At 55.9% G+C, this 19,747-nt stretch carries 16 protein-coding genes and 1 tRNA gene; 5 read left to right on the plus strand and 12 right to left on the minus strand.

Annotated features, from left to right (window positions below):
• Positions 1–43 precede the first annotated feature (43 nt).
• Complete coding sequence (locus tag WF513_RS01950) at positions 44–1,006, minus strand: IS30 family transposase (RefSeq protein WP_339081079.1); 963 nt, start codon at positions 1,004–1,006, stop codon at positions 44–46.
• A gap of 249 nt (positions 1,007–1,255) precedes the next feature.
• Complete coding sequence (locus WF513_RS01955) at positions 1,256–1,489, minus strand: addiction module antidote protein, HigA family (protein ID WP_339081080.1); 234 nt, start codon at positions 1,487–1,489, stop codon at positions 1,256–1,258.
• Positions 1,490–1,885: 396 nt separating this feature from the next.
• Between WF513_RS01955 and WF513_RS01960 the strand changes: the two genes are divergently transcribed.
• Positions 1,886–2,335, plus strand: a complete 450-nt coding sequence (locus tag WF513_RS01960; protein ID WP_339081081.1) for a hypothetical protein — start codon at positions 1,886–1,888, stop codon at positions 2,333–2,335.
• Between the two features lie 1,271 nt (positions 2,336–3,606).
• On the opposite strand, the gene trfA is transcribed toward WF513_RS01960, so the two are convergent.
• Together trfA and WF513_RS01970 are read right to left on the minus strand one after the other, a co-directional pair.
• A complete protein-coding gene (trfA, locus tag WF513_RS01965; RefSeq protein ID WP_339081082.1) occupies positions 3,607–4,491 on the minus strand; it encodes a plasmid replication initiator TrfA in 885 nt (294 codons plus the stop codon).
• 21 nt (positions 4,492–4,512) lie between these two features.
• Complete coding sequence (locus WF513_RS01970) at positions 4,513–4,731, minus strand: DNA-binding protein (RefSeq protein ID WP_339081083.1); 219 nt, start codon at positions 4,729–4,731, stop codon at positions 4,513–4,515.
• An 87-nt stretch (positions 4,732–4,818) separates the two neighbouring features.
• Here WF513_RS01970 and WF513_RS01975 point away from each other — a divergent pair, with 87 nt between their 5' ends.
• Entirely contained in the window at positions 4,819–6,192 is a 1,374-nt protein-coding gene (locus WF513_RS01975; protein ID WP_339081084.1) for a helix-turn-helix domain-containing protein, read from the plus strand.
• 61 nt (positions 6,193–6,253) lie between these two features.
• Here WF513_RS01975 and WF513_RS01980 read toward each other — a convergent pair whose 3' ends face one another.
• The 6 genes from WF513_RS01980 to rpsU all read right to left on the minus strand — a co-directional run bounded on the left by WF513_RS01980 (position 6,254) and on the right by rpsU (position 15,633).
• Positions 6,254–7,318, minus strand: coding sequence for a site-specific integrase (locus tag WF513_RS01980; RefSeq protein WP_339081085.1), 1,065 nt, complete (start codon positions 7,316–7,318; stop codon positions 6,254–6,256).
• A 125-nt stretch (positions 7,319–7,443) separates the two neighbouring features.
• Positions 7,444–7,520: transfer RNA gene (locus WF513_RS01985), tRNA-Ile, on the minus strand.
• A gap of 15 nt (positions 7,521–7,535) precedes the next feature.
• Positions 7,536–11,270 carry an EAL domain-containing protein gene (locus WF513_RS01990; RefSeq protein ID WP_339081086.1) on the minus strand — a complete coding sequence of 1,245 codons (3,735 nt, stop codon included), beginning with the start codon at positions 11,268–11,270 and terminating at the stop codon, positions 7,536–7,538.
• Positions 11,271–11,373: 103 nt separating this feature from the next.
• Positions 11,374–13,221 (minus strand): RNA polymerase sigma factor RpoD, encoded by a 1,848-nt coding sequence (gene rpoD, locus WF513_RS01995; protein WP_339081087.1) that lies wholly within the window; start codon positions 13,219–13,221, stop codon positions 11,374–11,376.
• A 67-nt stretch (positions 13,222–13,288) separates the two neighbouring features.
• On the minus strand, positions 13,289–15,253 hold the full coding sequence (gene dnaG / locus WF513_RS02000; protein WP_339081088.1) for a DNA primase: 1,965 nt from the start codon (positions 15,251–15,253) through the stop codon (positions 13,289–13,291).
• Positions 15,254–15,417: 164 nt separating this feature from the next.
• Positions 15,418–15,633 (minus strand): 30S ribosomal protein S21, encoded by a 216-nt coding sequence (rpsU, locus tag WF513_RS02005; protein WP_003296736.1) that lies wholly within the window; start codon positions 15,631–15,633, stop codon positions 15,418–15,420.
• 204 nt (positions 15,634–15,837) lie between these two features.
• Here rpsU and tsaD point away from each other — a divergent pair, with 204 nt between their 5' ends.
• Positions 15,838–16,863 carry a tRNA (adenosine(37)-N6)-threonylcarbamoyltransferase complex transferase subunit TsaD gene (gene tsaD / locus WF513_RS02010; RefSeq protein WP_339081089.1) on the plus strand — a complete coding sequence of 342 codons (1,026 nt, stop codon included), beginning with the start codon at positions 15,838–15,840 and terminating at the stop codon, positions 16,861–16,863.
• Positions 16,864–16,899: 36 nt separating this feature from the next.
• On the opposite strand, the gene plsY is transcribed toward tsaD, so the two are convergent.
• Complete coding sequence (gene plsY, locus WF513_RS02015; RefSeq protein ID WP_339081090.1) at positions 16,900–17,469, minus strand: glycerol-3-phosphate 1-O-acyltransferase PlsY; 570 nt, start codon at positions 17,467–17,469, stop codon at positions 16,900–16,902.
• Positions 17,470–17,542: 73 nt separating this feature from the next.
• Here plsY and folB point away from each other — a divergent pair, with 73 nt between their 5' ends.
• Complete coding sequence (folB, locus tag WF513_RS02020) at positions 17,543–17,899, plus strand: dihydroneopterin aldolase (protein WP_339081091.1); 357 nt, start codon at positions 17,543–17,545, stop codon at positions 17,897–17,899.
• Positions 17,890–18,426 carry a 2-amino-4-hydroxy-6-hydroxymethyldihydropteridine diphosphokinase gene (gene folK, locus WF513_RS02025; protein ID WP_339081092.1) on the plus strand — a complete coding sequence of 179 codons (537 nt, stop codon included), beginning with the start codon at positions 17,890–17,892 and terminating at the stop codon, positions 18,424–18,426. Before folB ends, folK begins: the two co-directional genes overlap by 10 nt.
• A 20-nt stretch (positions 18,427–18,446) precedes the next feature.
• Here folK and WF513_RS02030 read toward each other — a convergent pair whose 3' ends face one another.
• Positions 18,447–19,676 carry a multifunctional CCA addition/repair protein gene (locus tag WF513_RS02030; RefSeq protein WP_339081093.1) on the minus strand — a complete coding sequence of 410 codons (1,230 nt, stop codon included), beginning with the start codon at positions 19,674–19,676 and terminating at the stop codon, positions 18,447–18,449.
• Between the last annotated feature and the right edge of the window lie 71 nt (positions 19,677–19,747).

Here is a 19,747-nt window from a genome sequence, read left to right on the forward strand (position 1 = left end):
TAGGCGTTTGAGTGCTCGGTATGTAACTTTTCGGTACCTGAATTCAACCCATAAGTGCAACGCTCACCCCTGTTTGTACTTCGTATGGTGTCTTCCAGCCCAAGCGTTTGCGTGGTCGTAAATTGATCTTCATTACCGCCTGATTAACGGCCTCCACAGTCAGCTTGCTGAAGTTGCTGCCCTTTGGAAAATATTGCCGCAACAGGCCATTCGCATTTTCATTGCTGCCGCGCTGCCAAGACGAATACGGGTCAGCAAAATAGACCGCGCATTGGCTCTTGCGGGCGATGCATTCATGACCGGCAAACTCCCGGCCATTGTCCAGCGTCAACGTGTTTGCCACATGCCCCTTGAGCAGCAGGTTGATCGCTCGCGTCACCTGTCTCCGTGTTCTGCGCTTGACCGGATACGCGCTCAGGTAGCCGCTTTTTCGATCAACCAACGTCACGATATTGCCGCCGAGGCCGTGCACCGTATCACCCTCCCAATCGCCTAGCCGCTCACGTGTTTCGACCTCAGCAGGCCGCTCACTGATCGACACGCGATTTCGTAGTTGCCCGCGTCGGTCGTGGCTTCCGTAGCGCTTTCGGTAGCATTTCCGACGGTGGCGAAGTTGCATATACAAATCACCGCCACGGCGCTTGTCGATGGCGATGAACTGGTAAATCCACTCATGACTCGCAGTGTCATCAGGCCGCTCTTGCTTCAAACGATGAGCAATTTGTTCTGGGCTCATCCCGTGCTGAAGCCAGATCGGCAGGTAGTGACGGAACCAGGCAACGGGCTTGCAGTACTTGTGTGCTTGGGCACGGCGCGCATCGCTTTTCTGGGTCGCTGGAACAGCTGCGTAGCGATTTTCTGTGCTGTTGCGGCGGATCTCTCGGCTGATGGTCGCGGGATGCACGCCAAGCTGTTTAGCAAGGCTGACCTGGTTTTTGCCGGCGATTAAACCGGCCTCAATCTGGTAACGTTGGCCCTGAGTCAGCTGCCGGTAAGGCGTAGTCATCTGCGCTTGAATCCTTCGGTGTGAGAGCCTGGATTCTACCGGTGGCTGGCTCTCTGCCTGTCGTCTCAAACGTTGCACTTATTCTATGAATTCAGGGTAGGTATTCTGCGGCGTTCCTGCTTTGTTCCAACGGTGCTGGTCGTGGTGCTCTTATCGCAATGTGTTTTTCGCGTGGCGAAAATATGGGCATGACTAGAGATTTTCGCGACGCGAAAATGAGGCTGCAGCGGTTTGTGTCGGAGGGAGACTCTACTGTTGCGAGTGCCACAAGTCGTAAGCGGCCTGTTCTGCCAGCCAGAGACTGGCCAGCTTCAGGCATTGAACAAGACCGGTGCTGATCGGGTTGCAGCAGTTCAGTGCGGCAGCGAGTCGCTTAGCAGGATATCCGGGGTGTTCAGCGAACTCTGCTTCGGCCATACCCAAGGCCGGAAGCATGTCTTCGCGTAACGTTTCGCCAGGGTGTGGCGGGGTGTGCATCGGCATTCGTGAACTCATCTTGCAGCAGCGCTCATCAGTGTGGCTGGCCGTCATGCGGTGTTGCTGGGTTTGTCTGTGGCTGATGACGAGGAGCAAGTTGGGTGCTCATTTTTGCCCCTCGATGGGATCGTACGCCCCCGCTGGCTGTTCGACTCGTAGAGGCGCTTTTCAGGGTTTCAAAGGATCTCCTTTGGCACGGGAATGTATACATTCCATGACGTGCCTATTGAATTTATTGCTATTCGAACGGGCCAGTATGATATGAACTATTCACGTGCTGGTTAAGATCTATATGTGAACAATATCGGTACTAATACGGTAATTATTAATATTTTTATTGCATAAAAACGATCTAGACGTGCATTTTATATGATTAAGTTATGAACTAAATGTGCAAAGTTGATGAAAATGACCAACTCACTGTCCGAATTACTGAGAAAAAAGCAGGCTGAACCTGCGAGTAAAAAGCTCTATTTCCAGAACAACCAAAAGCTGATTTTTGAGCTGCTGGATGCCGGCGCAACTTATGCGGAAGTCTTGGCGGCGGCGAAGGCAGATGGCGTTTCTATGAGCCTGCGTTACTTCACCCATCTGGTGAGCGCCACTAAGCCCAGCAGTGCTCGAGCGGTCGCAAGGCCGACACAGAGTATTGAGCGGTCAACTACTTCACTTGTACGGGTAGCAGCTGCGCATAAACCTGAAGGTAAGGAAATATCGTCTAAAAAGGCCGCGGTAATCGCGGAAATCGAACGTATCAAAAGCCTGAACATCAGCAGCATGGAAAAAAGAGCAATGATGGCAAAAGCTAGGGATGATTATTCTAAGACTATAAACCCGCTAGATAGAAGCTGACGGGCAAACCCTGGTACAGATTCTCCGCAAGCGAAGCGGGCAGGCCTAAGGTCCGGTTTGTAAGGCCGACGCACTATCAACACGTTCCGCTTATTCGGCGCTCGTTCTGCTGAGTGTTTCGCTGCCTTGGGTGAAAACGGTAAGGGATCTGAAGTGTTTAATCGGCTAATTTTCGGAGGGGCAAAATGAGTTTTTCGATACGCGTTTACATGAACCCTGACGCTACAGAGAAAACCCCGGACTGTTACAGGTTTGCTGCCCCAGGAGGCCGCTAGGGCGGCTTTCTCGGCACGCTTGTGCACTTCCGGATTGCATGGCTGCACGCGCTGTAGGGTGTTTCTGGGCGCTCTGTTGTTGGCGCTGATGGAAAATTGACCATCACTGACGCGCTTCGCTTGCTGGGCGTCCACTAGCACTGCGCCTGCTTCGCAGTCACTGCAGTGATAGCCGTCTCTTATCAGGGGTGAATGCAGGGCTAAAGGGGGCGGAGGATTCCCGCTGTTGGGGTGGGCTGCAGATCACCTGTGCTGAACTATTTGTCGTCCGGCTCATAGGCAGAACACAACTGCACCGTTCGGTCATCGTCATGACTGTTATATACCTGTCGACCTAGGGCGCTGCAGAAGGCCGCCAGAGTGCCTTCAGGGGTCTGCCCGCTACCTGTGTACCAAATTCCTTGCTGGCAGCTTGTGCAGGGCGTTTCTGGGCGTTCTGAGGTGGGTATTTGGGCTAGCACGGGGTTCATTGGCTCAATTCCTTGGTTTTTCGGCTGCATAGTGGCTACCCAAGTGCGGGCACCTGCTAGGTCATTACCACCTTCTGCCCTGTAAGCGCTCTCCAAAGCATCGACGTTCAGTACTCAAGGGCGTTCGTATGTGGCGTCTCTGAGCTTGGTCGTCCAGCCTTAGCCCTCGCCATTCCAGACCAGTAGGGCACCCGTGTTATGGCGGATCCAACATAAGAACGGCAAACAGTGGCGGCGATGCTGGTATCCAGCGTGTAGGTCGTTATTGCAGCCTCTCTGCTGGGTTCGCTTTTGGCTGAAGCGCATATCGCTGATCTTTCGGCCGGTAGATTAAAATGATTAATAAGATTAAGGCGTTGCGTTCTCGATCTGGAAGCCAGAAGCGGCGAGGGCTGCAGCGGATTCAGCCTGTGGATAACTTAGCCAACAGTACGGTATTTTCTAGCCAACAGTACGGTAATTCCTAGCCGACAGTACGGTACTGCCTAGCCAACGGTACGGTATTTCGTAGCCAACGGTACGGTATCTATTTTCCGTTCCACTTGGCTTTGGATTGCTTCCTGCCTAAGTGCCGGTATTGGCTGTTGCTTGGTTTTCTCTTGATGTGTAAGTGGCCGCCACAGATCTCGTAGCTGAACGGTTGCTCATGGTGGTTGCTGGCGAGCTGCAAGGCGGCCAGTGCTCTGCACAGATTTTGCTCCCGACTGGATGCTGAAGTGTCAAGGCTGCCTGCCATCAGCATGATTGTGTCTACCGACATAGGGATCGGTTCGGCGTGGCTAGATAGAAATCCGTGCAGCCACTGTGCAAGCGGCTTGGAGTTCAGGCTTCGACGAATAGACCAGTCAACGAGGGTGAATTCGTTTGGGCCAAACAGTTTGCTTAGCTCGGGGTTAAGGGTGATGACTAGGTTGTGCGTGATTTCGTCCCTGTAGATGGAATCAACCAGGCCGCCGGTGTAAGAGTGTCTTGCGGTGCTTATCTCAAGTGTGGCGGCTGCGAGGCGGAAAAGGCGCTTGTAAAGCGTTTTCCTGTTGTTGCCATCGTCGGTCTTCCCTTGTTGTTTTAGAAGCTCGTACGCACTGGTCTTGAAGGATTTCCCCATCGGTTTTCTGCGCGCGATATGTAACAGCGTGATCCAGACATCAAGGTCGCCTTGATCTAATCGCGGCCCGGTATATCGCATCTGCGTAGGTCGTTGAGTGTAAATTTCTGCTCGCTGCAGGTACGGCTGGCCACTGGATCGACTGGAGCCAAAGAGTGCTGAGCGCAGTGTGATATTGGGTATGCCCCTCACATCATCTGGCCAGCTAGTCAGCTGGATCTCAAGCTGGCCTGCATCCTTTTTTTCTACTGGTCGGCTGGCCGGCCGGTTGGAAAATGACTCCTCCAGTCGAATGAGTGCGGCCATGGTCGACACAGATAGCCGCTCTTAAGCTTCGTCGATAAAACGAGCAACACCGGCGACGCGAAAGTAAACGCGTCGGCCAATCTTGATCCTGCATGGTTTCAGACTTCGGGCGATTTCATTGTCGCCGGATAGCGTGATGCGCAGGCCGTCAGGGCTGCGGTGAAGGATTTCGGCCACTTGTGCCAGGGACAGTAGAGGAGAGCCGCCAGTTCTGTTCAGGATCAATTCTTCAGTTGTCACGTCCATTCCCTCATTAAGGTTGTTGAATGGAACGTTACGGATAAATACGGTTAAGCTTTGCTCTGATTATTTAACTTTTGGGTAGACATGGCTTGCATTGATGATTTTCGTAGAGCGTTCAATGGGTTCCGCATAAGTACGCTTTGTTTTGAGCCGCTAGTTACTGGGTATGGGCTTCTATTGACGGAGCTGAAAACCTCTTCAAGCCTAACCTCTAAGCGGTATCCCGTTTGGTCTGTCGTTCGCCGTAATCTTGATGATGCGTTTATTGAGGCTATTAACAAGTTTACGGGCGAGTGGAATCGGGAGCTGTTTGCAAATTGCAAGCTTTCTGAAATGGGCAAGTGCGGCCCTACCATCCAGGCGACTCCTTCTGACATGAGTGACCCTGCTTACACCCAGGCATGGCTTGACCTGTCTATGGGGTGCGCAGGGGAGAAGGCTGAGCTTCCCCTTAAACCTTTTAATGATGGGTGGAGCTTCAAGACTGCATCAAAAAATCTTGTCAAGCCGGCAAAGATTATTCCAATAGATTCACAGTTTAGTAATATTGGGTTTTGGGAATCTAATTTTAAGTGTGCATTAAGTAACTTGGAGTTCCGCACTAGCGAGACTAGAGAAATAATCGATACGCTCGGATTTGTTTTATATAAGCTGATCCCGCTGCTGAAACGTTTCAGGCCGACTCGTACCACTGTCCATCCCAATCATGACTCCTTGAAGGATGTTCAGACATGCAAACAGAATGTGAGATATTGTGAGTTGTGCTGGCGTCTTAGCATTCGCTCTGTTCATATGAGTAACATACAATACTTAGTTACTAATTATGAGGAAATACAAGCCGCGAAAATTAAGGCGGGAAGATTTAGTCAGCGATATTGTTCTGTTCATTCGCCGGGCTCCGCCAGATATCATGCGGATCTTCGATATAAAAAGGCCTTTCATCATGAAATTTCAGCGTTATTGAACGAGGCCAATTCTAAGTATTCTATTCAGCTTTCTCCTAGAAAATTTACTACAATCAAAGAGGTGAGAAAGATTGCTTATGAGCTAACCCACTCAAAGCTTCGTTTTATACGTTCTGACGATGCTCAGGCTATTCGGCTCTCTGAAAAGGTTTACCTTTTGGCGAAGGAGGGTTTTTCTCAATCCCAAATTGCTAAAAAGCTTAATGTAAGCCCGCAAGCTGTATCCAGAATTATAAAGAGATTGGATACTTTAAGGGCTGTCCATGCTGCTAGCTGCAAATTTGATGAGCGAACTGGGGAGTTTGTTGTTTCTGACTCAGTGCGTAATAGGATTCGTTTAGGCCTAGCGCGGCAACCTAAACCTGAGTCAATAGCTGCGATAGCGAAAGTTGTTGGGCTTACCAAGGCCACCGTCGAGGACATATCAATATCCTTGCTGGAAAATAGCAATTTGAACAATAGCCCTTTCACTCAGGAATTTTCTTCCGGTTGAAAAGGGCTGGATATGTTTGGCTGCGATGTCGTGGCTTACCTAGTCCGGCTGAGGGGGTATTTCAAGCATCGCGTTTGATTTTATCCAGCTTGTCTACAAGATCCTCTGCACGCAGGTGCGTGTAACGTTTCAGCATCTGCATCGATTTGTGCCCGCTGATGGCGGATACCTCTTGGTCAGATAGGCCGCCCTCAACTAGCCGACTGACCGCCTCATGCCGCAGATCGTGGAAGTGCAGATCAGCCATGCCGAGCTTGGTCTTCAACAAGCCCCAGGTTTTGGTGAATGCGTAGGGGCTGCGCTTTCCGCTTTTGCCCGGCTCGCCAAAGAACACCAGATCACAGTCAATCGGGCGTATCGGGTTGTTCAGCGCCGCCTGGAAAGTCTCTGTGGCCCATTTGCTGAGTGGGACGGTGCGTGCGCTGTCGTTCTTGGTGTCTGAGAGGCGCACTACGCGCTTTCTCATGTCGACCTGATGTCGCCGCAAGGATGTGATCTCCGACGAGCGCATACCGGTTTCTAGGGCGATTCGGACGATCCAGCCAAGCATAGGGTTGCTGTGATTGTTTACGGCTGTCAGCAGGCGACGTTCTTCTTCTGCAGACAGGCGCCGGTCGCGGCCTTCGCCAGGGCTTGGTTTGCGGATATTCAGCACTGGGTTGAAGCCCAGGCCCAGCCCCCACTCCTGAATCGCCACGGTGAACAGGTGACTGAGTAGGGCCAGCTCCAGGCGCACGGTGTTGTTGCTGGTGGGCTTCCCACGATTGGTGATCGAGGACAGGCGGGTATCGCGGTAGCTGGCGATGATTTCAGCGGATAGGGCGGCCATGGAGTATTTGCCCAGGTGGCTGATCAGCTGCTGGGCTTTGGTGGCTTCGGCGCGTTGGGTGGTCGGCTTCTTAGTGGGGCTGACTTCGCTGAGATAGCGCTTCAGTGCCATTTCCAAGGTCATGCGCTCGGAGCCGCTGCGTTGGATGTACACGCCCCTGACCATTTCGTCTTCGGTGCGGCGCGCCCAGTCTTCGGCATCGCGCTTGGTGCGGAAGGTTTTGGTGTTAGTCGGCCAGCCGGTTTTGCGCACCAGAGCCTTCCAAGTGCCGGCATCCGTTTTGACGATGGTGGCCATTTTTCTACTCCAAAAGCGTACCGCTGTACCGGCACTGTACTGAATTTGTACCTTTGGACTATAGGACTGGTAAAGCTATTTTTCTCGCAGACATGAAAAAGCCGCGCATTGCGCGGCTTTGGAGTTGGTGGGCCCACACGGACTCGAACCGTGGACCAAAGGATTATGAGTCCTCTGCTCTAACCAACTGAGCTATGGGCCCTCAGAAGCGTGCGGATTATACCGGTGCCTTCTCGGCAGTGCCAACCGTAAGGCGAGGGCTGAGGAAGTTTTGTGCGAACGCGTCGGGGTGGATGGCGCGGCTGATAATGAAGCCCTGAATCTGTTCACAGCCCTCGGCGGCGAAGAACTGTTCTTGGGCCTTGGTTTCTACCCCTTCGGCGATGACGGTCAGTTGCATGCTGCGGCCCAGTGCGATGATGGCGCGCACAATGGCGGCATCGTTGCTGTCGCCGGGTAGGCCGCGCACGAAGGATTGGTCGATTTTTAGGGTGTCAACCGGCAAACGCTTGAGGTAACTGAGCGAGGAGTAGCCGGTGCCGAAGTCATCAATGGCCAATTGAATACCCAGCCCTTTAAGTTGATGCAGCAGGCTTAGGGCTTCTTCGGCTTGATTCATGATGAAGCTCTCAGTAATTTCCAGTTGCAGCAGTTCCGGGGGGAGGCAGTTATCTTCCAGCATGCTGGCGATACGTTCCAGCAGGTGCGGCTGGCGCAGTTGTATGCCAGTCAAATTGACCGACAGCGGGCCGAAGGGCGCGTGTTGTTGTTGCCATTGCTGCATTTGCCAGCAAGCCTGGCTCAATACCCAGTCGCCGAGGGCGATGATTAGGCCGGTCTCTTCGGCCAGCGGAATAAAGCGCTCGGGTGAGATTTCGCCAAATACTGGGTGGTACCAGCGTAGAAGCGCTTCGGCTCCGATCAGGCGATTGCTGCTTAGGCAGCGTTTTGGTTGGTAGTAAAGCTGCAGTTGTTCTTGCTCGATGGCACGGCGTAATTCGCGCTCTAGGGCCATACGTTCGTTGGCTTGGGAGGTGAGATCGCGGGTGTAGAGTTCGACGCGGTTGCGCCCGCGCGCCTTGGAGCGGTACATGGCAGCGTCAGCATTTTTCACGAGGGTGGCGACGTCTTCGCCATCGTCTGGGTAGTAACTAATGCCGATGCTGGCGCTGATAAACAGTTCTTGCTCGTCGAAGCGGAAGGGTAAGTTGAAGCACTCCAGCAGTTTGTTTGCCACCTGCTCGGCGTCACCCTTCTGTTGCAATCCGGGTAGCAGGATGATGAATTCATCACCGCCTAAGCGCGCGAGGGTGTCGATATCACGCAGGTGCATTTTCAGTCGGGTGGCGATGCTCTTGAGCAGTTGGTCACCGACCGGATGGCCAAGGCTGTCGTTGATGTGTTTGAAGCGGTCTAGGTCGATAAACAGCACTGCGCCCATGCGTTGATCGACCAGCGCGTCTGCGATGGCGATATGGAGGCGCGCTTCGAACAGGGTGCGATTGGGCAGGCCGGTGAGAGGGTCGTGATGGGCCTGATGATCGAGGCTGGCTTGAGCATGTTTGAGCGAGCTGATGTCGGCAAAGACAGCGACAAAGTGGGTGATGATGCCGTCACCATCACGTACGGCACTGATGGTCAGCCATTCTGGAAAGAGCTCGCCATTTTTGCGCTTGTTGCAAATTTCGCCCTGCCAATGGCCCGAGGCGCTGAGGCTGTGCCACATGGCGACGTAAAACGCGCTGTCGTGGTTGCCCGAGGCGAGTAGGCGTGGCGACTGGCCAAGGGCTTCAGCTTCGCTATAGCCGGTGATGGTGGTGAAGGCGCGGTTGACGGCGGTGATACGTTGCTCAAGGTCAGTGATCATTACGCCTTCAGCGGTGCTTTCAAACACGGTAGCGGCTTGCTTGAGCGTTTCCTGCATGCGCACGCGCTCGGTGATGTCGCGGGCGATGGTCAGCATGCAGGTCTCGCCCTCAATCGGGATGGGCTGGACCGACATCTCGCAGGTGCGCAGCGAGCCATTACGGGTGCGAATAAGCGCGCGGAAGTCACGCACGGAGCCGTGTTGCTGCACCTGCTCGAACATGCGGGTGCGCTCATTCGGATCAGCCCAAATACCCAGTTGCAGGGTCGTGCTATCAATCGTTTCGTCGATGCTGTATCCGGTGATGCTACTGAAGCCTTCGTTGACGTTGAGCAGTTGGCCGTCGCTCAGGCGGGTGATCAGCATACCGTCCGGTGACGCATGGAAGGCTTTAGCGAATTTGTCCTCGGACAGCTTGAGGCGCTGCTGAATATCCTTCAGCGCACTGATGTCACGCACCGCCACGATCAAGGAAGGGTTATTGTCGAGGGTGATTTTTTGTGCAGAAATCAGTGCAGTGAACTGGCTGCCATCACGTCGCCGGAATGTACTCTCAATGTTATGTGTATGACCGCTGCGCAGCAGTTCGAGGGTGTGCGGGCCGATGTCGTGCTCAACCCAAAGGCCAAGCTCTGATGAGGTGAAGCCGATAGCCTCGGCGGCGCTGATGCCGATTTGTTGTTCAAAGGTGTGATTGACCGCTAGCAAGCGGCCGTCATTGAGGTTGAGCAAGGCAATGATGTCGGGGCTGTTATGGAATACCGACGCGAATTTTTGCTCCGACAAGGCCAGCGCCTGCTCGGTGCGCTTGGTTTCAGTAATGTCGATCATCAAGCCGCGCATCATCTGTTCGTCGCCCTGCGGCGACAAGGTGATGATATCGCGCACCCAAACCTCGCGTCCGTCGGCGGCTAGCATGCGGTAATCCATGCTGTGGTCACGTCCAGCCTGAGTTTCAGTGCGGCAATAATAGAGGGTATGGCCGGCATCATCGGGGTGTAAGGTGCGTTCGATAAAGCCGGGCTGCAGCCAATCTTGTATGGGATAGCCGAGGAGCTTTTCGGCTTGGGGTGCGACATAGGTGAAGCAAAAGTCGCGGGGGTCCATTTGCCACGTGATGGCATTTAAGCTTTCCACCAAGCCACGGTAATGCTGTTCGCGGTCCCGAAGTTCGCCCGCCAGTAGTGCGCTGTTATGCATCTCGCTGCGCAAGAGGCGGTTGATGCGCAAAATGCTCACTATGATCAGCAATGACGCCAGCAGGGCGGGCAGGCCAAACAGCAGCACGCTGCGCCAAAATTGGCGCTGGTCGAGTAACTCGCCAACCCAGCGCTGTTCAATTTCGGCTATTTCATCCGGCGTAAGCTCGGCCAGCACCTTGTCGATCATGCCGGCCAAAATGGCATTGTTTTTTGGCACAGCCATCGCCAATTGGTAGCGATATGGAGTCTGGCCGCTGACGATGATGCCGTCGAGTTTGAGTTGGCGCAGGTGCCAAATGCTCGAAGCCAAATCACCGACCATGGCATCAGCTTGCCCTGTGGCCAATGCCTGCAGCGCGGCGGCGATGCTGGGGCGCGGCCAGAGATTGAGTTCGGGGTGCTTGTCGCGGAGTAATTCATGGGTGGCGTAGTTATCGACGACTGCAATTCTTAACCCTTGCAGATCCGCTAGTCTGCGCGGTTGCGGGCCTTGCTCTTGCGCCAAGATAACAATCGGGAAGTCGAGGTAGGGGCGCGTGAATGTTAGGTATTGCTCGCGCTCGGGAGTGGCCATCAGGCTGGGCAATAACTGCACGCTACCCGCTCGCGCTGCACTCAGTACCTCGCTCCAATTTTGTTCAAGCGGTGGCCGGGACGTGATTGATAGGCGCTGTTCAATCAGGCGCACATAGTCGGCAGCCAACCCCTGATAGTACGCGTCGGAATCGATAAATTCGTAGGGTGGCCAGTCGCGGTCTACGCCCAAGTTCAGTTGCGGATGTTCGGCGAGCCATGTTTGCTCGGCCGGCGTGAGCTCTAGACTAAGCGCAGGCAAGGTCCAGCACGCCAGGCACAACAGGAGGATGGCCGAAACACGCTGCATGGGTTGGCTCGCTTGATGGTCTATGAAGAAATTGTAGACCTGCCCAGCAGCCCTGGGTAGTTGCCCGCAATGCAAAACCCCCGGCAGGCCGGGGGTTTTGGTGTTACTCGTCGAGGAAGGAGCGTAGGTGCTCGCTTCTCGTCGGATGGCGCAGCTTGCGCAGTGCCTTGGCTTCGATTTGACGAATCCGCTCGCGGGTTACGTCGAACTGTTTACCGACCTCCTCAAGGGTGTGGTCGGTATTCATGTCGATGCCGAAGCGCATGCGCAGAACCTTGGCTTCACGCGCAGTGAGGCCAGAGAGTACTTCGCGGGTTGCTTCTTTAAGGCTCTCAACGGTGGCGACATCGATTGGCGACTGCATGGTCGAGTCTTCGATGAAGTCACCCAAGTGCGAGTCTTCGTCGTCACCGATTGGGGTTTCCATGGAGATCGGCTCTTTAGCGATCTTCAATACCTTACGGATTTTATCCTCAGGCATTTCCATGCGTTCGCCCAGCTCTTCCGGGGTCGGTTCACGGCCCATTTCCTGCAACATCTGCCGGGAAATACGGTTGAGCTTGTTGATCGTCTCGATCATGTGCACCGGAATACGAATGGTGCGGGCTTGGTCGGCAATCGAGCGGGTAATCGCCTGACGGATCCACCAAGTGGCATAGGTCGAGAACTTGTAGCCGCGGCGGTATTCAAACTTATCCACCGCCTTCATCAGGCCAATGTTGCCTTCCTGAATCAGATCAAGGAACTGCAAACCGCGGTTGGTGTACTTTTTGGCAATCGAGATAACCAAGCGCAAGTTCGCTTCAACCATCTCTTTCTTCGCGCGGCGGGCCTTGGCCTCACCGATCGACATGCGACGGTTGATGTCTTTGATTTCAGCCAGCGTCAGCTCGCACTCAGCTTCCAAGGCAGACAGCTTTTGCTGGCAGCGCTGGATATCGCCTTGCAGGGTGCCGATGGCTTCGGCGTACTTGCCTTTACCTTTGGCCAGGCCAGCAGCCCATTCAGCATTGATTTCATTGCCAGGAAACAGCTTGAGAAAATCAGCGCGCGGCATGCGTGCATCACGCACGCACAGTTGCATGATGGCGCGTTCCTGGGCGCGCAAGCGCTCTAAGGAGCTGCGCACACGCACAACCAAGGCGTCGTACTGTTTAGGGATCAGCTTGATCGGCATGAACAGCGTGGCCATTTCTTTCAGCGCGGCAATGCCTTGCTTGCTGTTACGGCCGTGCTTTTTCAGTGCCTTTTTAGCCAGGCTGAGGGCGTCGCCGATCGCGGTGAAGCGGCGCAGTGCCTCTTCAGGGTCCGGACCACCGTCGCCTTCTTCCTCTTCCTCGTCGTCACTGTCATCGCTGTCGTCGGTATCGCTGTCTTTTTCAGCGTCACCGTCTTTGGCGGGAACAGGGGCGGCAGCTTCGGCCGGGACAATGCCATCATCCGGGTCGATGTAGCCGTTGAAGACTTCAACTAAGCGACCACCGTCGGTGGTAACGCGGGTGTACTCGGCAAGAATGCTGTCGACAGTGCCGGGGAAATGAGCGATTGCGCCCATGACTTCGCGGATGCCTTCTTCGATGCGTTTGGCGATTTCGATCTCGCCTTCGCGGGTCAGCAATTCTACGGTGCCCATCTCACGCATATACATGCGCACAGGGTCCGTCGTACGACCGATGTCAGTTTCAACCGCTGCCAACGCTGCAGCGGCTTCTTCAGCCGCTGCATCATCGGTATCGGCGTCGGCCAACATAAGTGCGTCCGCATCCGGAGCACTTTCGTGTACGGGGATCCCCATGTCATTGATCATGCGGATGATGTCTTCCACCTGCTCCGGATCAGAAATATCTTCCGGTAGGTGGTCGTTGACCTCTGCGTAAGTCAGATACTTCTGCTCACGACCCAGGGTGATCAACTCTTTGATACGAGACTGTTGTTGCGCTTTTCCGGACATAACACCCTATCCACTGAAGGTCTTGGCGGGCAAAAAACAAGCCGCGGATTATACCCGAGTAAAACTCCTAAGCGCCAGTTGGGCTCGGGATTACCGGTGATGCATTTCGGCTAAGTAGGCTACGCAGCTGATCTTTCTCCTCTGCGCTCAGCTCACTTTGACGGGCTTTGCGCAGCAAATGTTCCAAGCTGCGCTCGCGTTGGCGGGCTACCAGACTAGTTATAGTGTCGAAAAACTGTTGTTCAAGGTTGTCGGCTGAAATCAGCCATTCCTTTTCTGCCAAGGCGCGCAGTAAGCGGCCCTGTTCGGTACCATGCCAGCGCGCGATCAGTTGCATCGAGCGCAGGTTAGGATTCTTCTGCAGGGCGCCAAGCAGAGCGACCAGCAGTTGTGCGTAGGTGTCATCTTCAGCGGCGAAGTGGCTGACGTCTTCGACTTTCTGCGCCAGTTGCGGGTGATGCAGTAAAGTGCGCAAAGCGCTCAGGTGCGGCGATTCGACGCTGACCGCAGTGCGTGGCGCACGCGGTGCAAACTCGCCTTGGCTTTTTTTGCTCCACTTGCCGCCCTCTTTCGCCCAGTTGCTCTTGCCTTTAGTGCGCTCAAAGTTTGGCGCGGGGCTGGGATTTTCGTATTCGTTGCGGCTCGGTTCAGCATCATAGTAGGCGCTGTCGGGGATATCGGCATGGTCGCTGGGCGGCGCGCTGCTGCTCGACTGGCTGCTGCGCGTAGGTGCAGTCATCTGCTGCATGGCTTCGCTGGACAAGCCGGTGATCTCGCTTAAACGCTGGCGCATCAGGGCGCGCAGATTGTTGCCGGGGATCTTGTCGATCAGCGGGGCAGCCAGGGTCATCAGGTGGGCTTTGCCTTCCAGCGAGCGCGGGTCAGCTTCTTCGCTGAGTTGCTGGAAGAAGTAGTCGGCCAGCGGTTGCGCGTGTTGGTTGATGCGGGCGCGGAAAGCGTCAGTGCCTTCGCTGCGCACCAAGGTGTCTGGGTCTTCACCGTCCGGCAGAAACAAAAAGCGTGCGCGGCGACCATCTTGCAAGCTTGATAGCGTGGATTCTAGGGCACGCCAAGCGGCATTGCGGCCAGCGGCGTCGCCATCGAAGCAAAACAATACGCTCGGCACGACGCGAAACAGGCGCTTGAGGTGTTCTTCGCTGGTGGCGGTGCCGAGGGTGGCGACGGCGTTACGCAGGCCTTGCTGAGCCAGGGCGATAACGTCCATATAGCCTTCGACCACCATGACTTCGTCGAGGTTGCGGTTATGTTTTCGTGCCTCGAATAGGCCGTAGAGTTCCTGGCCTTTGTGGAACACCGGGGTTTCCGGGGAGTTCAGGTATTTCGGTTTTTCATCACCCAGCACCCGGCCGCCAAAGGCAATCACTCGTCCACGGCTGTCGCGGATGGGGAACATGATGCGATCACGGAAGCGGTCGTAACGCTTGCCGCTTTCGGCGTTTTCGATCAACAGGCCGGCGTCGATCATGGCTTTTTGCTGCAGGCTGTCGCTGGCCAGATGCTTGAGCAGGTTGTCCCAGCCGGGCGGCGCGAAGCCCATGCTGAAGTCGCGGGCGATCTCGCCGGACAGGCCGCGGCCTTTCAAGTAGTCAATCGCCGCTTTGCGCTGTGGGTGGCTTTTCAGTGCGTGTTTATAGAAATCAGCGGCAGCAGTAAGCAGTGGGTATAGGGGTGAGTCGGTGGGCTGGCGTGGCTTGTTAGTCCGTGAGCCTTCCTCGCGTGGCACTTCCATGCCGGCGCGCTTGGCCAGGTCCTCGATCGCCTGGGGGAAGTCCAGCTGGTCGTGGTCCATGACAAAGCCCAAGGCGTTGCCACCGGCACCGCAGCCAAAGCAGTAATAAAACTGTTTGTCTGGGCTGACGCTGAACGAAGGGGTCTTTTCTTTGTGGAAGGGGCAGCAAGCGGTGTAATTTTTGCCAGCCTTTTTCAACTGGATGCGCGAAGCGACCACGTCGACGATGTCGGTGCGGTTGAGCAGGTCGTCGATAAAAGACTGCGGGATCAGGCCGGCCATAGACGCTCAGAATACTGTTCTGCGCGGGGCAGAGCACGCATGGGCAAAAACTAAAAGACTCCGATCGTCACCCGAAGGTGGCGCGGAGTCTAAAAGCGAAACCCGGCCGGGACCGGGTATCAAGCGTTACTTATAGCTAAACGTTCAGGCAGAAGCCGTAGCGCTTAGTACAGGCGAACGCTGCGGCGCTGCTCGCGCTGCACTTTCTTGGCGTGACGTTTAACAGCAGCTGCTGCTTTACGCTTACGCTCGGAAGTCGGCTTTTCGTAGAATTCACGGCTGCGAACTTCAGCCAATACACCGGCTTTTTCACAGGAGCGCTTAAAACGACGCAGAGCTACGTCGAAGGGTTCGTTCTCTTTAACTTTGACGGCTGGCATCCAGGGCTTACCTTCTTTATTACCGGGGGTAACGTTACTCCTGGCAAATGGCGCTGGAGAACGTAGGTTTTTAAGGGTTGCGGATGTTACCGCCTCGTCGCGAGGAATGCAAAGCCTCTGATCGAAAAGCACTGGCCGGCGTGCAGTGGCGGCCTTTATCATGCGCGCCTTCAACGTTGCCCACTCTACTACAAGGCACTGCCCATGCTGGTTCTGGGATTGGAAACCTCTTGCGACGAAACCGGTGTCGCACTTTATGACAGCGAGCACGGTCTCTTGGCCGACGCACTGTTCAGCCAAATTGATCTGCACCGGGCATATGGCGGCGTTGTGCCGGAATTGGCCTCGCGTGATCACGTCAAACGCATGTTGCCGTTGATTCGTCAGGTGCTCAATGAGGCGGGCAAGGATAAATCCGCTATCGACGCCATTGCTTACACCGCAGGGCCCGGTTTAGTCGGCGCGCTGCTGGTGGGGGCGTCATGCGCCCAGGCATTAGCGTTTGCTTGGGACATCCCGGCGCTCGGGGTGCACCACATGGAGGGGCATTTACTGGCGCCAATGCTGGAAGAGCAGCCGCCGGTTTTCCCGTTTGTGGCGTTGTTGGTGTCTGGCGGGCATACCCAGTTGGTGCGTGTCGATGGCATCGGCCATTACCAGTTGTTGGGTGAGTCGCTTGACGATGCGGCCGGTGAGGCGTTCGACAAGACGGCTAAATTGATGGGCCTGCAATACCCGGGCGGGCCAGAAATTGCCAAGTTAGCGTTGAGTGGTATGCCGGGACGCTTCAAGTTCCCTCGGCCGATGACCGACCGACCGGGGCTTGAGTTCAGCTTCAGTGGGCTGAAGACCTCCACCCTGAATACTTGGCAGCAGTGCCAGGCGGCCGGTGACAACAGCGAGCAGACGCGCTGCGACATTGCCTTGGCGTTCCAGCAGGCGGTGGTCGATACCCTCACCATCAAGTGCAAGCGCGCGCTTGAACAAACTGGGTTGAATAATTTGGTCATCGCCGGCGGCGTAAGCGCTAATCAAGCGCTGCGCCAGTCGCTGGAGAAAATGCTCGCAGAGTTGCAGGGGGAGGTGTTTTACGCGCGCCCTGCGTTCTGCACCGACAATGGCGCGATGATCGCTTATGCCGGCTGCCAGCGCTTGCTGGCGGGGCAGCATGAGTGCTTGAGCATCAACGTGCAGGCGCGCTGGCCTATGGAGCAACTGCCGCCGCTATAAGCCGGTTGCAGGATGAGCCAGATTCACCTTGTTGAGTTAGAAATGCCGCTCACGGCCGGCGAATAGATCGCGTAAATTGCCGCGATGCCGCCAGACGATCAGTGCCGTGAGTGCACAGACGGGGAGGAGGGCAGCCGGTTGTTGCCAAGCCAGCAACGGTATCGTCAGCGGCGTAGCGATCAGAGCAGCCAACGAGCTGGTGCGGGTTAAACTGAACGTCAGTAACCACGCGGTAACTGCCAGTAGCGCCGCCGGCGGATAGAAGCCCAGCAGCATACCGGCTGCGGTGGCGACACCTTTGCCGCCGCGAAAGTTAAAATACAGCGGGTAGAGGTGGCCGATAACAGCCGCCAAGCCAACCCATGCTTGGTCCTGCAGGCTGAAATTACCGAATTTAGCCAGTAATACCGGCAACAGACCTTTGAACAAGTCACCGATAAGCGTCAGGATGGCCAGCTGTTTACCGGCAAGCCGGAACATGTTGGTGGCGCCGGGGTTGCCCGAACCACTGATGCGCGGGTCTGGCCTGCCGCTCAGGCGGCTGAGCAAAATGGCAAAGGATAACGAGCCGAGTAGGTAGGCGAGAATCACCAACAACCAAAACATGGTAGCCATTCCGGGCAAGAGAACCCTGATTCTAACTAGGTGCGACAGCCTTGTCGTGCCGCGGAGAGTGTGCGTGGACACAGTTTTTATTAAGGGCCTAGAAGTCGATACGGTGATCGGTGCCTATGACTGGGAGCGGACCATTCGCCAGTGCTTGCGCGTAGACGTGCAGCTAGGCTGGGACAACCGCCCTGCCGCGCTCAACGATGAACTGGACAAGGCGCTGGATTACGCCACGGTGTCGCAGCGCATTCAGGCATTTGCCAGCGAGGCGCAGTTTATTTTGGTGGAAACCTTCGCCGAGCGTTTGGTCGAGGTGTTGATGAGCGAGTTTCATATCCCGTGGGTACGCCTCACGTTGACCAAGCCTGGTGCGGTAGCAGCTGCCAGTGGCGGCGTCGGTGTGGAGATCGAGCGCGGATGTCGCTAACTCGCATTCTGCTCGGCGTGGGTAGCAACATCGACCGTGAAGCGCACCTGTGCGCGGGTCTGGATGCACTCGCGGGTTTGCTTAGCAACATGCGCTGCTCGCCGGTGTTTGAAAGCCAAGCGATTGGCATCAAAAGCGGCACGTTCTTCAACTTAGTGGTGGTCGGTTTTACTGAGCTGCCGCTGGCTGAATTGAATCGGCGGCTGAAGTTTATTGAAGCTGACAACGGTCGTTATGCGCCTGAGCGTAAAGGCCTACCGCTGGACATTGATGTGTTGCTGTATGGCGATTTAGTCGGTGATTTCAACGGACTCATCGTGCCGCGTGCAGAAATTCTGAAGAATGCCTTTGTGCTCTGGCCGCTGGCTCTACTGGTGCCAGATGTTCTGCATCCGGCACAGCAGCGCAGGTTTGCCGACCTATGGCAAACCGCTCAGATTGAACAACAGTTGTGGCCCATCGCGTTTAGCTGGCATGACCAGCCACTGACGCCGGCGACCTTGATTCAGGCGTATCCCGCGCCTTAGTTCACGCCCTGCGGCTATTTTCACTGCGCGGCGTTGGTCTTGAAGGCCGTCAGTGTCTGCAGTCGTTCACGGTCCAATGCCTGGCCCAACTCGGCGCCCTTAAACCCCTGCGCAAGCAACGGTTGCACCGACACTGCGCGTACCGCGTGCATGGCCGCGCGCAGGTAGTCGGCCTGCGGGTAGGCGCGTTGCTCTAAGCCGAGGCGGCCACGGGCGTCCATCTCGCAGGCAGCGATAAACTCTTCAAAACGTTGCGGGCGGCGGAACACATCAAAGCCTTGCAGCAGCTTGAGCAATGTCGATGGTTTTAATTTCAGCGCACGGTGGCCGTGAGTGTGGAACTCGCCGACCTTCAACGCCAGCTCTTGGCAGTCATTCGGTGCCTTGCAGCGCTGATTAATCGCCCTTATCAGCTGCACGCCTTTGACCTCATGGGCAATATGTCGCGGCCACTCGGCTTTAGGCGTCAGGCCCTTGCCAACGTCGTGCAGCAGGCAGGCCCAGCGCACGGTCAGCGGTTGCTGGTGTTCGGCGCATTGGCGCAGCACACTGAGGACATGCACGCCGGTATCAATTTCTGGATGATGGGCGGGCGGCTGAGGGATGCCGAACAGGCAGTCGACTTCAGGCAAGAGCACCTGCAGCGCACCGCAGTCGTGTAATACCTGAATAAATACATCGGGACGCGGTTCCATGAGCGCGCGCGAGATCTCTTTCCAGCTGCGTTCTGGCGTCAGTGCGCTCAGTTCACCGGACTCGCTCAACACGCGCATCAACGCCATGGTTTCAGTGGCGACGGTAAAGCCCAGCGGCGCATAGCGGGCGGCGAAGCGGGCAACCCGCAACACTCGCATCGGGTCTTCGGCGAAGGCTGGGGAAACGTGTCGCAGCCGTTTGGCGGCAAGGTCGCGCTGGCCGCCGTAGGGGTCGATCAGGGTGCCGTGATCGTCTTCGGCCATGGCGTTGACGGTCAGGTCGCGGCGGATGAGGTCTTGTTCCAGCGTCACCTCGGGGCTGGCGAAAAACGTAAAGCCGCCATAACCGTGCCCGCTTTTGCGCTCGGTGCGGGCTAAGGCGTATTCCTCACCGGTTTGCGGGTGCAGGAAGACCGGAAAGTCCGCACCGACCGGGCGGTAACCGAGCTCCAGCATGTGTTCGGCGCTGGCGCCGACAACCACCCAGTCGATTTCGCTGATGTTTCTGTGTAGCAAGCGATCACGCACTGCGCCGCCCACTTTATATATCTGCATGGCCATCCCTCCGTTGCGCAAAGCATAACGGTTGCCGGGTGCGGCTGTCTGGAGTGCGCTTTAGCTGAGTG

The sequence above is a fragment of the Pseudomonas sp. TMP9 genome (assembly GCF_037943105.1).
Taxonomy (GTDB): Bacteria; Pseudomonadota; Gammaproteobacteria; order Pseudomonadales; family Pseudomonadaceae; genus Aquipseudomonas.

Excerpts from the sequence above, each read along its gene's own strand:
- WF513_RS01960 (WP_339081081.1), top strand. The coding sequence starts at position 1,886 with ATGAAAATGACCAACTCACTGTCCGAATTACTGAGAAAAAAGCAGGCT.
- WF513_RS01975 (WP_339081084.1), top strand. The coding sequence starts at position 4,819 with ATGGCTTGCATTGATGATTTTCGTAGAGCGTTCAATGGGTTCCGCATA.
- WF513_RS01990 (WP_339081086.1), bottom strand. The coding sequence starts at position 11,270 with ATGCAGCGTGTTTCGGCCATCCTCCTGTTGTGCCTGGCGTGCTGGACC.
- dnaG (WP_339081088.1), bottom strand. The coding sequence starts at position 15,253 with ATGGCCGGCCTGATCCCGCAGTCTTTTATCGACGACCTGCTCAACCGC.
- plsY (WP_339081090.1), bottom strand. The coding sequence starts at position 17,469 with ATGTTTTGGTTGTTGGTGATTCTCGCCTACCTACTCGGCTCGTTATCC.
- WF513_RS01950 (WP_339081079.1), bottom strand. The coding sequence starts at position 1,006 with ATGACTACGCCTTACCGGCAGCTGACTCAGGGCCAACGTTACCAGATT.
- tsaD (WP_339081089.1), top strand. The coding sequence starts at position 15,838 with ATGCTGGTTCTGGGATTGGAAACCTCTTGCGACGAAACCGGTGTCGCA.
- WF513_RS01980 (WP_339081085.1), bottom strand. The coding sequence starts at position 7,318 with ATGGCCACCATCGTCAAAACGGATGCCGGCACTTGGAAGGCTCTGGTG.
- folK (WP_339081092.1), top strand. The coding sequence starts at position 17,890 with ATGTCGCTAACTCGCATTCTGCTCGGCGTGGGTAGCAACATCGACCGT.
- rpsU (WP_003296736.1), bottom strand. The coding sequence starts at position 15,633 with ATGCCAGCCGTCAAAGTTAAAGAGAACGAACCCTTCGACGTAGCTCTG.
- trfA (WP_339081082.1), bottom strand. The coding sequence starts at position 4,491 with ATGGCCGCACTCATTCGACTGGAGGAGTCATTTTCCAACCGGCCGGCC.
- WF513_RS01955 (WP_339081080.1), bottom strand. The coding sequence starts at position 1,489 with ATGCCGATGCACACCCCGCCACACCCTGGCGAAACGTTACGCGAAGAC.
- WF513_RS02030 (WP_339081093.1), bottom strand. The coding sequence starts at position 19,676 with ATGCAGATATATAAAGTGGGCGGCGCAGTGCGTGATCGCTTGCTACAC.
- rpoD (WP_339081087.1), bottom strand. The coding sequence starts at position 13,221 with ATGTCCGGAAAAGCGCAACAACAGTCTCGTATCAAAGAGTTGATCACC.